We start from the raw sequence: 13,910 nt of genomic DNA, 5'->3' as shown, positions 1-13,910 counted from the left end.
CAAAACAAAATGCCAATTAAATCCAATAAAAAGTGTTATGGGTGCTATTTTTCTAACCAGTCTCTTCATTTGCTCTTTGATTGTTTTGTGGTCTAAAAAATCCACGCTCTTTGTGGATAACGCTAATAAAATACAAGGCTTTCATCATGCAAGAACCCCACGAGCCGGGGGGCTTGGGATCTTTCTTTCTTTTGTGTTAGCTTATCTTTTTGAGTCTTTTGAAACGCCTTTTAAGGGATTTTTTGTTTTTTTGGGGCTATCGCTAGTGTTTTTGAGCGGTTTTTTAGAAGACATTAATCTTTCACTCAGCCCCAAAATACGCCTTATTTTGCAAGCCATAGGGGTCGTTTGCATCATCTCATCAACGCCTTTAGTGGTGAGCGATTTTTCGCCCCTTTTTAGCTTGCCTTATTTTATCGCTTTTTTATTCGCTGTTTTTATGCTAGTGGGTATCAGTAACGCTATCAATATTATTGACGGGTTTAACGGGCTTGCGTCAGGGATTTGCACGATTACGCTTTTAGTCATTCATTATATAGACCCTAGCAATTTGTCTTGCTTACTGGCTTACATGGTGCTTGGGTTTATGGTGTTAAATTTTCCTTTAGGAAAGATTTTTTTAGGCGATGGGGGGGCGTATTTTTTGGGTTTGGTGTGCGGGATTTCCCTTTTGAATTTGAGTTTAGAGCAAAAAATCAGCGTGTTTTTTGGGCTCAATTTAATGCTTTATCCGGTCATAGAGGTGCTTTTTAGTATCCTTAGGCGCAAAATAAAACGCCAGAAAGCCACCATGCCAGATAATTTGCATTTGCACACCCTTTTATTCCAATTCTTGCAACAACGCTCTTTAAATTACCCCAACCCTTTATGCGCGTTTATCCTTATTCTGTGCAACCTGCCTTTTATTTTAACAAGCGTCTTTTTTCGCTTAAACGCTTATGCGCTCATTATCATTAGCCTAGTCTTTATCGCATGCTATTTAATAGGCTATGCTTATTTGAACAGGCGGGTTTGTGCTTTAGAAAAGCGAGCGTTTTAATGAAAAAACTCAAAAGTCTTTTTTTGAGCCTGCTCTTATGGGTATATCCTTTAAGGAGTGAGCCGATCAATGAGGGGGCATACATTTTAGAAGAGATCGGCGATGTGCTTAGGTTTTTGCCTATTTTTGTAGGCACGGTCAGTTTGGCGATGCGCGATTATAGAGGTTTAGGGGAATTAGCGGTTGGCACATTGGTTACTCAAGGAGTGATTTATGGCCTTAAAGGGGCTTTTAGCACCGCTCATAAAGATGGGGCTAGAGTGGAATTTGCTAAACGCCCATGCTGTAATTCTTGGAGAGGCATGCCAAGCGGGCACGCTGGAGGGGTGTTTAGCGCAGCTGGGTTTGTGTATTACCGCTATGGGTGGAAACCGGCTCTTCCTGTGATCGCTCTTGCAATCCTCACTGATGCCAGCAGAGTGGTGGCAGAACAACACACGATCTTGCAAGTTACGATCGGTAGCCTTATCGCATGGGGGTTTGCTTATTTATTCACTTCACGCTACAAACCTAAACAATGGATGCTCTATCCTGAAATCTCTAGCGATTTTAAGGGCAGTAGCCGCTATGGGGTGAGCTTTTCTTATCAATGGTAAAGGGATAAAGTGCTAAAAAAGTTATTACTCATTTTGCTTTTTTTAGGGTTTTTAAGAGCGCAAGGCGAACATTATGAAATCATCGTTGAGCTTTCAAAGGCTTTTTTGAAAGCCAAAGACGCTTTTGTTATGATTGATAAAACCTATAAAACATGTGTTAAAACCGGGCATGATCGCACCCAAATACGCCTTCAAAGCGCTTTTTTAGAGAACTTATCTCAAACAGAACAGCAATTTGATGGTTATTTTGAGAAGGATTTTAAAAGCGTAGAAGTTTTAAAAACCTTGCTTAAAGACATCCGATCGTTAGAAAAAACTTCCAACAAGCTTGCATGCATTACCCCAAAAAACGCTAAAAATTTTGAAATTTTAGAAGGAGCGATAACGCAAATCATAGAATTAGAAAAACAGATGGATAAATTCATCAACGGTGCAAAATAAAGCCAATTTTTGCATGAGGATTTAATTGAATATCCATCGTAAAAAGCTCTCATTCAGTTTGAGCGATAACCTTTTAAAAGCGTTCTTAGAGAATTGAGTTTTGCCATAAACAAAGCTTAAAAACCCCATTAACCAAAGCGTATTAAAGTTGGCTTTGGATATTCGTATTTGATGAGAACCAAATCCCTAATATTTATGCTTTCTTAGGCGTTTCACCACATAATCCCCCACGCTTTGAATGATTTGCACTAAAACAATAATCACGACCACCGCATAAAAAAGCACATCGCCCCTATAACTTTGATAGCCAATCCTAATGGCTAAATCCCCCAAACCCCCAGCTCCTAACGCTCCTGCCATAGCCGAATAGCCTATTAAAGAAATTAAGGTGATGGTGATATTATTCACTAAAGAGGGCAGGCTCTCTAAAAGCATCATTTTAATGACTTCCAAATTAGACGCTCCCAAGCTTAAAGTGGTTTCAATCTTGCCATGCTCTACTTCCATTAAAGAATTTTCAAAAAGCTTTGCGACAAAAGGAATGGCTGAAATGGCTAGCGGGATAATGCTCGCGCTAGAGCCAATGCTTGTGCCAATCAAAAAGCGCGATAAAGGCAAGAGCAAAATAATCAAAATGATAAAAGGGAAAGAGCGAGTCATGTTGATAGAAGTGTCTAAAATTTTATGCAAAAGGGGTTTGTTTAACAAATGCCCTTTTTTACTCACTAACAATAAAACCCCCAAAGGCAAGCCAAAAACAACCGCCAAAAAGCTCGCTACAAACACCATATAAAGCGTTTCTAGCGTGGCTTGAATGAGCATTTGAGAAATCATGTTAATCCTTTAATTTTTCCACTTGTAAGCCTAAAGCGTTTAAATACTCTAAAGCCCTTTGAATCTCTGCAACATTGCCTAAAAACCGCACCACTAAATACCCTATATCTTTAGTCGTAAGCTCTTCAATATTGCCTGAAATGATGCTCACGTCTATTTTAAAACGCCTGATCAAATTAGAAATGATCGGTTCGTCTAAATGCTCCCCTAAAAACACGATGCGATAAATGTCTTGGCTTTTTTGATCCCCATGCTCGTTTTTGATACCAAGCAATTCTTTAGTAACGGCATGTTTAGGGTTAGCAAAAATTTCTTCTACCGAGCCTCTTTCCACAATTTCGCCGCTGCTGATCACACACATTTGATTGCACAATTCTTTAACCACTTCAATCTGGTGCGTGATGAAAACGATACTCAAATTAAGCTTTTTTTGAATGCCGCTTAAAAGCGTTAAAATAGAATGCGTGGTTTTAGAATCCAGCGCGGATGTGGCTTCATCGCAAAGCAACAAATCAGGGCAATTCGCTAAACTCCTAGCGATCGCCACTCGTTGTTTTTGCCCACCGCTGAGCTGTTTAGGGTAAAAATGCATTTTATCTTCTAGCCCCACCAATTCCAACAATTCATGCACCCTGGATTTGATCTTAGTTTTTTCCCATTGGGCGATTTCTAGAGCGAAAGCGACATTTTCAAACACGTTTTTAGCGCTCAATAAATTGAAATGCTGGAAAATCATGCCTATTTTTTGGCGCGCTTTTTGCAATTCTTTAGGCTTTAATTTTAACAGATTGACCCCATTGACTAAAACTTCGCCAGAGCTGGGGCGCTCTAAGCAATTGATTAGGCGAATGAGCGTGGATTTCCCCGCCCCTGAATAGCCTATCACGCCCAAAATATCGCCTTTTTTCAATTCCAAATTCACGCCTTTTAGAGCATGGAATCCGTTTTCATAAATCTTTTCAATGTTTTTTAATTCTACTACCATCGTTTTAACTTTATACCCCAATCACTTGGACATTTGCGCGTTATTTTCCACGCTATTGAGCCATAAAAACACTTGCACCACGCTTTCATACAATTCTTCAGGTATCGCGCAGTCTAATTCCACCTTTAAAAGCGAATCCACCAGCATGGGGTTAGAAAAGAGCGCTATATCGTATTCCTTAGCTTTTTGAATGATCCTTTTAGCCACTTCGCCCACCCCGCTTGCGATCACTTTTGGGGCATGATCTTGCCCCATGTTATAGGCTAGAGCGGCGGCTTTTATGGTTTTATTCATCTAATACCCTAAAGTCAAAGAATCCGCGTCATTCCAAGAGAAATTTTTTTCAAACCCTTTTGTTTTTTTCAAAATAGACGCAACGCTGCGAACCAGCATGTCCGTTTCAATATTCACGCGCCGTTTGAGTTTGTAAGTCTTAAAAAGGGTGTTTTCTAAAGTATAAGGGATAATCGTTAGCCAAAACCCCTTTTCTTCTACCTTGCTTAAAGTCAAACTCACCCCATCAATGGCGATAGAGCCTTGCTCAACGCACAATAGAAGCGTTTCTTTAGAAGCGCTGATGAAAAAATCCACTTGATTGGAATGATGAATGATTTTTTCAATGACCCCAATAGCGTCAATATGCCCTTGCACAAAATGCCCATCCAAACTCGCATCGGCTTTTAGGGCTGGCTCAATATGGACTAAATCCTTGTAATTTTCTAACGCTACGCTGTTTTGGGTTTTTTGGCTCAATTCCACGCTAAAATGCGTTTTTGAACTTTCTATGGCGGTCAAACACGCCCCATTGATCGCAATGCTATCGCCAAGCTTGGGGTTGAGATCGCTCTCTACGCTTAAAATATTGTTTTGGAAACTTTTTACTCTAGCTATTTGATGGATTATGCCGCTGAACATCGTTAATGATTATTTTCCTTATGTTAGAATGCTTAAACATTGTAACATATTAAATAAAACCACAGGATAAAAGCATGTTTATTGATACGCATTGCCATTTGGATCACAAGGATTATGAAAACGATTTAGAAGAAGTGTTAAAAGCAAGCCTAGAAAAAGGCGTTACTCAGTGCGTGATTCCGGGTGCAGACATGAAAGATTTGAAGAGAGCGATAGAAATTAGCGAAAAATTTGAAGGCGTGTTTTTTGCCATCGGCGCTCACCCTTATGATGTGGAAAGCTTTGATGAAAGCCTGTTTGAAAAGTTTGTTGAGCATCAAAAATGCGTGGCGATAGGCGAATGCGGACTGGATTACTACCGCTTGCCTGAATTACATGAAAGAGAAAATTATAAAAACAAACAAAAAGAAATTTTTACCAAACAGATTGAATTTTCTATCCAACACAACAAGCCCTTGATTATCCACATCAGAGAGGCGAGTTTTGATAGTTTGAATATTTTAAAAAGCTATCCTAAGGCTTTTGGGGTGTTGCATTGCTTTAACGCTGATGGCATGCTTTTGGAACTGAGCGATCGTTTTTACTATGGGATAGGAGGGGTTAGCACTTTTAAAAACGCTAAAAGACTGGTAGAGATCCTCCCTAAAATCCCTAAAAACAGGCTTCTTTTAGAAACAGATTCGCCCTATTTGACCCCACACCCTTTTAGAGGCACCAGAAATAGCCCTATGTATATCCCTTTAATCGCTCAAAAAATTGCCGAAATCATCAACATAGAGATTGAAGAGCTCGCTTCTTTAAGCACGCATAACGCCCAAACGCTCTTTAGTTTCCCCTAAAAATGGGGCTGTGTTAGAAAGTATTATTCAAGTTTAGTTATAATCAAGGCTATTTTAAAAGCTGAATAGCTGTAGTTATTAGGATGTGATGCCAAAAAGAATGAAGTGTTTTAGTCAAAAATGGTTGGTTTTTTTTGTTACCCATTGGCTTTTATTGGCTTCTTTAGGCCATGCGAAAATGGCTTTTGAGTCCAATATTGACACCAAAGCACTAGAGGCTTTTGGGGTTAATGCGGGCTTTTTATCCCAAATGCCAAACGCTTTAAAAAAAATGAATAAAGAAGAAGAGTGGAAAAAGTTAGTCAAAAGATTTGATGTGAATTACCAATTCATCCCCATCATTAAAAACATGCTAATAGAAGCGAGCGTGCCGCAAGAATTCTTGTTTTTAGCGATGGCAGAGTCTAAATTTTCATCAAGGGCTTATAGCAGGAAAAAAGCGGTAGGGATTTGGCAATTCATGCCAAGCACGGCTAAAGAATTAAGGCTTAAAGTCAATCATTACATTGATGAAAGAAGAGATCCCATTAAAAGCACTCAAGCGGCTATTACTTACTTGAAACGGCTCTACAAGCAAACCGGGGAGTGGTATTTGGTCGCTATGGCGTATAATTACGGCTTACGCAAGGTTCAAAACGCCATTAAAGCCGCCGGCACTTCGGACATTAAGATTTTGTTAGATGAAGATAAAAAATACCTCCCCAAAGAAACACGAGAGTATATCCGCTCCATTCTAAGCCTGGCGTTAAAATTCAACAGCCTAGACAACCTCAAAGATAAAGAATATCTGCTCAATCGTGGGGCGAGGGTGAGTTTAGTGGGCGTTCCGTTTAAAAGGCACACTTCTTTAATCCAAGTGGCCAAAAATTTAAACTTGAGTTTAGAAACCTTAAAATCTTACAACCACCAATTCCGCTATAACATTCTGCCTTCTAAAGACCCCACCTACACCATTTATATCCCTTATGAAAAACTCGCTCTTTTCAAACAACGCCAGCTCAAACAAAATAAAAACATTCAAGCTAGTCCAAAAAGCCCTTTTATCACCCATGTGGTCTTGCCTAAAGAAACCTTATCTTCTATCGCTAAACGCTATCAAGTCAGCATTTCCAGTATCCAATTAGCCAATAACCTCAAAGATTCTAACATTTTTATCCACCAGCGCTTAATCATCCCCACCAACAAAAAATTACTCGCTACAAGGGAATTTTAATGGGTTTGGCGTTGGAAAGAGTTTGTTTTTTAGGCGTTGTTTTTTTGATTAGCGCTTGTGCGGTTAAAAAAGAGGGGGTAAAGAATTTGTCTTACAAGCATGAAGGCTTGCGCGCTTATGAAAACGCTAAAGACTATGACCCGACAACCAAAAAAGCCACCTATAAACGCAATTTTTTTGAACGCCATTTCAAACGCTACTCCAATTCGCAAGATGGCAACACAAAAGATCAGCCACTAGATAACGGCATGCGCGATTCTAGCGCGATCCAAAGAGCCACCATGCGCCCTTATCAAGTGGGGAACAAGTGGTATTACCCCACTAAAGTGGATTTAGGCGAAAAATTTGATGGCATTGCGAGCTGGTATGGCCCCAATTTCCATGCCAAAAAAACCAGTAATGGGGAAATTTATAACATGTATGCCCACACCGCCGCGCACAAGACTTTACCCATGAACACCGTGGTGAAAGTCATCAATGTTGAAAACAATTTAAGCACCATTGTGCGCATCAACGATAGAGGGCCTTTTGTGAGCGATCGCATCATTGATTTGTCTAATGCGGCCGCTAGGGATATTGACATGGTTAAAAAAGGCACAGCCAGCGTGCGTCTTATTGTTTTGGGTTTTGGTGGGGTTATCTCTAATCAATACGAGCAATCCTTTAACGCTAACTCTTCAAAGATCTTACACAAGGAATTTAAAGTCGGCGAGAGCGAAAAAAGCGTGAGCGGAGGGAAATTTTCTTTGCAAATGGGGGCTTTTAGAAACCAAATAGGCGCTCAAACTTTAGCGGATAAATTGCAAGCAGAAAATCCAAATTACAGCGTTAAGGTCGCTTTTAAAGACGATTTGTATAAAGTTTTAGTTCAAGGGTTTCAAGGCGAAGAAGAGGCTAGGGATTTTATGAAAAAATATAACCAGAATGCGGTTTTAACCAGAGAATGATTAAGTTATTGCTTTTAGATGTGGATGGCACGCTCACAGATGGGTCGTTGTATTTTGATGAAAATTTTCACGAGATGAAGGCTTTTAATGTCAAAGACGGGCTTGGCATGGCGCTATGGCAAAAATTAGGCAAAAAAATCGCTATCATTACAGGAAGAACTTCAATAATGGTCAAAAAACGCATGGAGAGTTTGGGCGTTCAGTTTGTTTTTATGGGTGTTGAAAATAAAGGCGTGGTTGTGGAGCGGCTCAAAAAAGACTTGCAATTAAGTGCACAAGAAACCGCATGCGTAGGCGATGATTATAACGATTTAGGCATGTTTAAGGCATGCGCTTTGAGTTTCGCTCCTTTTGATGCGCACCCCTTGCTTAAAAGCAAAGCCTATAAAGTGTTGCAAAACTCAGGGGGTAAGGGGGCTGTTAGGGAAGCGATTGATTATCTTTTAACATTAGAAGGCTTGCAAGATGAAGCGCTCAAGCTTTACCTCTAATAGCGTTTTAAACTTTTTTGTGGTTTTGTCTTTCATCATGATAGGGTTAGTTTTTTTCTTTTTGCGTTCCCAACCCACTAGCGTGGTCTCTAAAGAAAATATCCCTAAAATTGAATTAGAAAATTTTAAAGCGTTTCAAATCAACGATAAAATCCTTGATCTGTCCATAGAAGGCAAAAAAGCTTTGCAATATGATGATCATGAGATCTTTTTTGATTCTAAGATCAAGCGCTATGATGAAGACACGATAGAAAGCGTTGAATCCCCTAAAGCCAAACGGCAGCAGGATTTGTATTTCTTCCCTAATGGGGTAACTTATAAAAGAAGCGATGATTCTAGTTTTTGGAGTGAAACAGGGATTTATAACCATAAAGAACAAAATTTTAAAGGCAAGGGCCGTTTCATCCTCACTTCAAAGGATAGCAAGGTTGAAGGGCTTGACATTTCTTATTCACATGCTTTAGCCATTATTGAAGCTCAAAGCATTCAAGCTAATTTATTTTTAGATGAAATCAAACAAAGCCAGAAAGAAAAGAAAAAATTCCCCACTTTTAAAGGAGGGTTTTAATGCGTTGGTGGTGTGTTCTTGTGTGTTGTTTGAGCGTTTTAAGTGTGATGAGCGCTCAAAAAACAGATAATAAAGGTTTGAAAAAAGAAAGAGAACTTTTAGAAATTACTGGCAACAAATTTGTAGCGAATGACAAAACCAAAACCGCCGTTATTCAAGGCAATGTGCAGATCAAAAAAGGTAAAGACCGGTTGTTTGCGGATAAGGTGAGCGTGTTTTTAAACGATAAACGAAAGCCAGAGCGCTATGAAGCCACAGGGAACACGCATTTTAACATCTTTACAGAGGATAATCGTGAAATCAGCGGGAGCGCTGACAAGCTCATTTATAACGCGCTGAATGGGGAATACAAATTATTGCAAAATGCGGTGGTTAGAGAAGTGGGGAAATCTAATGTCATCACCGGCGATGAAATCATTTTAAACAAAACTAAGGGTTATGCTGATGTGTTAGGGAGCGCGAAACGGCCCGCTAAGTTTGTGTTTGACATGGAAGATATTAATGAAGAAAATCGTAAGGCTAAATTGAAGAAGAAAGGTGCTAAGGAAAAACCATGATCGCTATTAAAGACGCTCATTTTCTCACTTCTTCTAGCCAACTTTCGCAATGCCCTGCAAGCTTGACTTCTGAAATGGTTATTTTAGGGCGCAGCAATGTCGGTAAAAGCTCGTTTATTAATACCTTGTTAGGAAAAAATCTCGCCAAAAGTTCAGCAACGCCTGGAAAAACCCGTTTAGCGAATTTTTTTTCCACCACTTGGGAAGATAAAGAAAACGCCTTAAGAGCCACTTTTAATGTGATTGATCTGCCCGGGTTTGGCTACGCTAAAGTTTCTAAAAGCTTGAAAAAAGAATGGGAGGGGTTTTTATGGGAATTGTTGAGCGTTAGGGTTTCTATCAAACTTTTTATCCATTTAGTGGATGCGCGCCATTTGAATTTAGAAATTGACAAAAACGCTAAAGAAAATATTCAAGCCCTTTTAAGGCCCGATCAGGCCTACCTTTCTCTTTTTACGAAATTTGACAAGTTGAATAAAAACGAGCAACACCGCCTTTTTTTAAACGCTCCTAAACCTTTTTTAATCAATACCGCCCATTTTAACGCTCTTTCTTCAAAATACCCAACCCTTGAAGTAGTGCGCCAAACCCTTTTGAAATATTTGCTCACTAACCCTTTATAAGCCGCAAAAACCATGCTCTCTTTAAAACAAGATTCCTTTTTTTTCTTATGTTTAGGGATCCTTGGTTTTTATTTTTATAGCCTTTTGAGGGATTTAATGCCTTTTTTACCCCCTATGATTGGGTTTTTATTCTTGTTTTATGCGAAAAAATACGATCATTTTTTACCCAGTTTGAGCATGTTTGGCTGTTTGTTTTGGTTTGAAAGCATGCATTTAAAGACTTTAGGCGTTTTAGCTTTGCTGTTTTTAATCTACCATCAAATCGCCTATAAAAACTCTTTAAAGCTTTTTAATGACGGCTTTTTATTCAAAACTTTGCATGTTTTTTTGGTTTATTACCTTTATTTATCGCGCTTTTTTTCTGTGTCTTTGAGCTTGAAAATACTCGGCTTTCTCGCTCTTTTTGCTTTAATAGAGAGCGCTTTGTGGGGTTTGTATGAAAAATCTTCGCTATAAGCTTTTGCTCTTTGTTTTTATAGGGTTTTGGGGGTTATTGGTTTTAAATTTATTTATTTTAAGCGTTAAAAATCAAGAATACTATGAAAAACTGGCTGAACGAAACATGACTAAAAAGGAATTTCTAGTCCCTACAAGGGGCAATATTACAGACAGAAACCATGAGGTTTTAGCCACTAATGAATTGGTGTTTGGCGTGTTTTTGCCCAGCGGATTGAAACAAAAAGAGCTTTTAGAAAAAATTGAAATCATCCAAAAGTTTTTCCCTAACTTTTCCAAAGAAACGCTTTTAAACAATTACCAAAAGGAAAATTCGCTTTATAACCATAACCTCATTAAAGTGGTTGGCTTCATTCCTTATGCTGCCATGCAACCTCTTTATACCAAACTCATCCAAACTCAAGGCATTTTTGCGCTCCCCTTAGACAAGCGCTACTACCCTAATAACGCTTTAGCTTCGCATGTTTTAGGCTATGTGGGGGTGGCAAGCTTGCAAGATCTAAAAGACGATGAAGAGAATCAATACAGCCAGATTGTGGGTAAAACCGGCGTTGAAAAAGAATACAACAAGCTCTTACAAGGCAAGGTGGGCTATAAAATCATGCGCGTCAATGCGCTCAATCAAGAATTAGCCACCTTAGAAGTAGTGCCACCAAGCACCAACAACCACTTGCAATTGAGTTTAGACAAACGCTTGCAAAAAGAAGCGGACAAGCTCTTTGAAAATAAAAGGGGGGCTATTTTAGTGATGGATGCAGAAAATGGGGAATTGCTCGTTGCAGGAAGTTACCCTGAATACAATTTGAACGATTTTGTGGGCGGGATCAGTCAAGACAAATGGCAAAAACTTCAAGATGATATTTACAACCCCCTACTAAACCGCTTCGCTAACGCCTTGTATCCGCCGGGATCTGTGGTTAAAATGGGAGTGGGGTTAAGCTTTTTGGAAAACCTTCATATCACAGAAAACACCACCATACCCACCCCGCCTTTTATTGAAGTGGGCAAGCGCAAATTCAGAGACTGGAAAAAAACAGGGCATGGCAATTCTAATTTGTATAAAGCCATTAGGGAGTCCGTGGATGTGTATTTTTACAAGTTTGGGCTTGAAATCTCTATAGAAAAACTCTCTAAAACCTTAAGGGAAGTGGGCTTTGGGGAAAAAACGGGCGTTGATTTGCCGAATGAATTTGTGGGGATTGTGCCGGATAACTTGTGGAAACTCAAACGCTTCAATCAAGATTGGCGCGTTGGGGACACGCTCATTACCGCTATTGGGCAAGGCTCTTTTTTGGCTACGCCCTTGCAGGTTCTCGCCTACACGGGACTCATTGCTACGGGCAAACTGGCAACGCCTCATTTCGCTATCAACAGCAAACAACCGCTCAAAGATCCCCTAAATAGCTTTCAAAAAAAGAAGCTCCAAGCCTTGAGAGTGGGCATGTATGAAGTGTGTAACCATAAAGACGGCACCGCTTATCATTCCACAAGGGGTTCTAAGGTTACTTTAGCGTGTAAAACCGGCACCGCGCAAGTCGTGGAAATCGCTCAAAACATCGTCAATCGCATGAAAGAAAAGGATATGGAATATTTCCATCGATCCCATGCGTGGATTACCGCATTTTTACCTTATGAAAAACCCAAATACGCTATCACTATTTTAGTAGAACATGGGGAAGGGGGGTCAAAACTGGGGGGCTTGTTAGTGAAAATGAGTAATAAACTCTATGAGCTTGGCTATCTTAACTAACTGGCTCACACAAGATTTTTATGGGAATAAAACGCCCTTTATCTTAAGATAAAGATGCGTTTTGGCGTTTAAAAAGCCGGGATAATCGCTCCCTTATAGGTATCCAAAATAAATTTCCTAGTCTTTTCACTCTGTAAGGCTTCAATCAGCGCTTTTATGGCTTCATCTTGCGCGTTATCCTCACGAGCGGCTATTAGATTGGCATAAGGCGAGTCCTTGTCTTCTGAAAATAAGGCTCCGGTGAGTTTTGCTTGCAAGGCATAATTCCCTGTTACAATAGCCCCATCCACATCCCCTAAAACTTTAGGCAATAATGCGGCTTCTAAAGGCTTGATTTTGATATTGTAAGGATTTTTGACAATATCAAACTCCGTAGCGTATAGATTGCTTGGGTCTTTGAGAGCGATAATCCCTTGTTTATGCAATAAAATCAATGCTCTGCCTTGATTGGCCGGATCGTTTGGCACGGCAATCACTGATCCTTTTTTAAGGTTTTTAATGTCCGTGATTTTTTGAGAATAAAATCTCAAAGGCTCCACATGGATATTGGCCAAACCGACGAGATGCATTTTTCTGTCCAAATTAAACCGATCCAAATAAGGGCGGTGCTGGAAGTAATTCGCATCTAAAGAGCCGTCATTGAGCGCTAAATTAGGCAACACATAATCCGTAAAAGACACGATCACTAATTTGATCCCTTTCTCTTTCAAATCATCCACGACTGATTGTAAGATTTGCGCATGTGGCACAGGGTTAGCGCCCACTTTAAGCTCACGAGTGATTTTGTGGTTTTCTTTTTTTTCTTTGTGGTGTTTGGCGTCTAAAAGGTTAAACAAACCTAAAGCAATTACCCCTACACTAATAATACGCTTGAATGCATTCATAAAAACCCCTTTATTAACAAAATTAATTCAAAAATGATAAAAAGATAAAACGATACGGAAACTTTAAAACTAAGCGAAGAATCAAAAAGAAAGGATTTGACCAAGAAAAACGGAGTTTCTCTTGGTCAAACGGCGAATTAAACCATTAAAGCTTAATGGAATTTTCTTTAAGATACTCTGCAACGCCTTGGTGAGTCGCTTTCATGCCTTTATCGCCTTTTCTCCAGCCTGCTGGGCACACTTCACCATGTTCTTCAAAGTGTAAGAGAGCGTCTACCATGCGAAGCATCTCGTCTGCATTCCTACCTAATGGCAAGTCATTGATCACTGCATGTCTTACTTTCATGTTTTTGTCAATCAAAAAAGCGCCTCTCAAAGCGATCGCTTCTTCAAACAGCACATCGTAATCTCTAGAAATGCTCTTAGTAATATCAGCCACCATAGGGAAAGACACTTGACCGATACCGCCTTTTTCCACAGGGGTGTTCTTCCATGCGAAATGCACTTGCTCGCTGTCAATAGACACGCCAATCACATTAAAGCCTTTTTCGTGGAAGTCTTTCACTCTTTTGTCAAACGCAATGATTTCTGTAGGGCATACAAAAGTAAAATCTTTTGGCCAAAAGAAAAGAATCGCACCATTTTTGCCTAAATTTTTAGAAAGCTCAAAGTGTTCATCAACTTCATTATTTCCTAAAACGGCAGGTGCTTTAAAATCGGGGGCAAGTTTTGTAACTAACATATACAACTCCTTAAGTATTTTAAAATTTTG

Annotated in this window: 17 protein-coding genes and 1 pseudogene; 12 read left to right on the top strand and 6 right to left on the bottom strand. The window is 39.6% G+C overall.

The window, feature by feature from the left end:
• Positions 1-32: 32 nt before the first annotated feature.
• The 3 genes and pseudogenes from wecA (at position 33) to P6280_RS00375 (ending at position 2,076) form a co-directional block, all read left to right on the top strand.
• Positions 33-1,039, top strand: a pseudogene (gene wecA / locus P6280_RS00385) (undecaprenylphosphate N-acetylglucosaminyl transferase WecA).
• Positions 1,039-1,635 carry a lipid A 4'-phosphatase gene (gene lpxF, locus P6280_RS00380; protein ID WP_001867273.1) on the top strand — a complete coding sequence of 199 codons (597 nt, stop codon included), beginning with the start codon at positions 1,039-1,041 and terminating at the stop codon, positions 1,633-1,635. The pseudogene wecA and the gene lpxF overlap by 1 nt, the downstream one beginning before the upstream one ends.
• Before the next feature lie 9 nt (positions 1,636-1,644).
• Positions 1,645-2,076 carry a hypothetical protein gene (locus tag P6280_RS00375; protein WP_283236700.1) on the top strand — a complete coding sequence of 144 codons (432 nt, stop codon included), beginning with the start codon at positions 1,645-1,647 and terminating at the stop codon, positions 2,074-2,076.
• A 186-nt stretch (positions 2,077-2,262) separates the two neighbouring features.
• Here P6280_RS00375 and P6280_RS00370 read toward each other — a convergent pair whose 3' ends face one another.
• The 4 genes from P6280_RS00370 to ribE are packed head-to-tail and all read right to left on the bottom strand — an operon-like array spanning position 2,263 to position 4,810.
• Entirely contained in the window at positions 2,263-2,910 is a 648-nt protein-coding gene (locus P6280_RS00370; protein WP_000625474.1) for a methionine ABC transporter permease, read from the bottom strand.
• A 1-nt stretch (position 2,911) separates the two neighbouring features.
• Entirely contained in the window at positions 2,912-3,895 is a 984-nt protein-coding gene (locus P6280_RS00365) for a methionine ABC transporter ATP-binding protein (RefSeq protein ID WP_283236699.1), read from the bottom strand.
• A gap of 21 nt (positions 3,896-3,916) precedes the next feature.
• Positions 3,917-4,189 (bottom strand): FlhB-like flagellar biosynthesis protein, encoded by a 273-nt coding sequence (locus P6280_RS00360; protein WP_001044047.1) that lies wholly within the window; start codon positions 4,187-4,189, stop codon positions 3,917-3,919.
• Positions 4,190-4,810, bottom strand: coding sequence for a riboflavin synthase (gene ribE / locus P6280_RS00355; RefSeq protein ID WP_220947528.1), 621 nt, complete (start codon positions 4,808-4,810; stop codon positions 4,190-4,192).
• A gap of 74 nt (positions 4,811-4,884) precedes the next feature.
• On the opposite strand from ribE, the gene P6280_RS00350 reads away from it, so the two are divergent.
• The 9 genes from P6280_RS00350 (at position 4,885) to mrdA (ending at position 12,254) form a co-directional block, all read left to right on the top strand.
• The gene (locus tag P6280_RS00350; RefSeq protein WP_283236698.1) at positions 4,885-5,649 is read left to right on the top strand and encodes a TatD family hydrolase; all 765 of its coding nucleotides are present in this window, start codon (positions 4,885-4,887) and stop codon (positions 5,647-5,649) included.
• Between the two features lie 88 nt (positions 5,650-5,737).
• Positions 5,738-6,862, top strand: coding sequence for a lytic transglycosylase domain-containing protein (locus P6280_RS00345; RefSeq protein ID WP_283236697.1), 1,125 nt, complete (start codon positions 5,738-5,740; stop codon positions 6,860-6,862).
• Complete coding sequence (locus tag P6280_RS00340; protein ID WP_283236696.1) at positions 6,862-7,809, top strand: septal ring lytic transglycosylase RlpA family protein; 948 nt, start codon at positions 6,862-6,864, stop codon at positions 7,807-7,809. The genes P6280_RS00345 and P6280_RS00340 overlap by 1 nt, the downstream gene beginning before the upstream one ends.
• A complete protein-coding gene (locus P6280_RS00335) occupies positions 7,806-8,300 on the top strand; it encodes a KdsC family phosphatase (protein ID WP_212859189.1) in 495 nt (164 codons plus the stop codon). The genes P6280_RS00340 and P6280_RS00335 overlap by 4 nt, the downstream gene beginning before the upstream one ends.
• Entirely contained in the window at positions 8,275-8,868 is a 594-nt protein-coding gene (locus tag P6280_RS00330; RefSeq protein ID WP_000830982.1) for a hypothetical protein, read from the top strand. The genes P6280_RS00335 and P6280_RS00330 overlap by 26 nt, the downstream gene beginning before the upstream one ends.
• Positions 8,868-9,425 (top strand): lipopolysaccharide transport periplasmic protein LptA, encoded by a 558-nt coding sequence (gene lptA / locus P6280_RS00325; protein ID WP_001267862.1) that lies wholly within the window; start codon positions 8,868-8,870, stop codon positions 9,423-9,425. Before P6280_RS00330 ends, lptA begins: the two co-directional genes overlap by 1 nt.
• Positions 9,422-10,048, top strand: coding sequence for a ribosome biogenesis GTP-binding protein YihA/YsxC (gene yihA, locus P6280_RS00320; protein ID WP_000560446.1), 627 nt, complete (start codon positions 9,422-9,424; stop codon positions 10,046-10,048). Before lptA ends, yihA begins: the two co-directional genes overlap by 4 nt.
• Positions 10,049-10,060: 12 nt before the next feature.
• On the top strand, positions 10,061-10,504 hold the full coding sequence (locus P6280_RS00315; protein WP_283236695.1) for a hypothetical protein: 444 nt from the start codon (positions 10,061-10,063) through the stop codon (positions 10,502-10,504).
• On the top strand, positions 10,485-12,254 hold the full coding sequence (gene mrdA, locus P6280_RS00310) for a penicillin-binding protein 2 (RefSeq protein WP_283236694.1): 1,770 nt from the start codon (positions 10,485-10,487) through the stop codon (positions 12,252-12,254). The genes P6280_RS00315 and mrdA overlap by 20 nt, the downstream gene beginning before the upstream one ends.
• A 68-nt stretch (positions 12,255-12,322) precedes the next feature.
• On the opposite strand, the gene P6280_RS00305 is transcribed toward mrdA, so the two are convergent.
• Positions 12,323-13,138, bottom strand: a complete 816-nt coding sequence (locus tag P6280_RS00305; RefSeq protein ID WP_000990972.1) for a MetQ/NlpA family ABC transporter substrate-binding protein — start codon at positions 13,136-13,138, stop codon at positions 12,323-12,325.
• Positions 13,139-13,283: 145 nt separating this feature from the next.
• Entirely contained in the window at positions 13,284-13,880 is a 597-nt protein-coding gene (locus tag P6280_RS00300; RefSeq protein ID WP_000961631.1) for a peroxiredoxin, read from the bottom strand.
• Positions 13,881-13,910: the final 30 nt, after the last annotated feature.

It is taken from the genome of Helicobacter sp. 219-2 (assembly GCF_030053225.1).
Taxonomy (GTDB): domain Bacteria; phylum Campylobacterota; class Campylobacteria; order Campylobacterales; family Helicobacteraceae; genus Helicobacter; species Helicobacter pylori_C.
The sequence above is the reverse complement of the archived record's forward strand: the minus strand, read 5'-3'. Positions and strand labels throughout refer to the sequence as shown.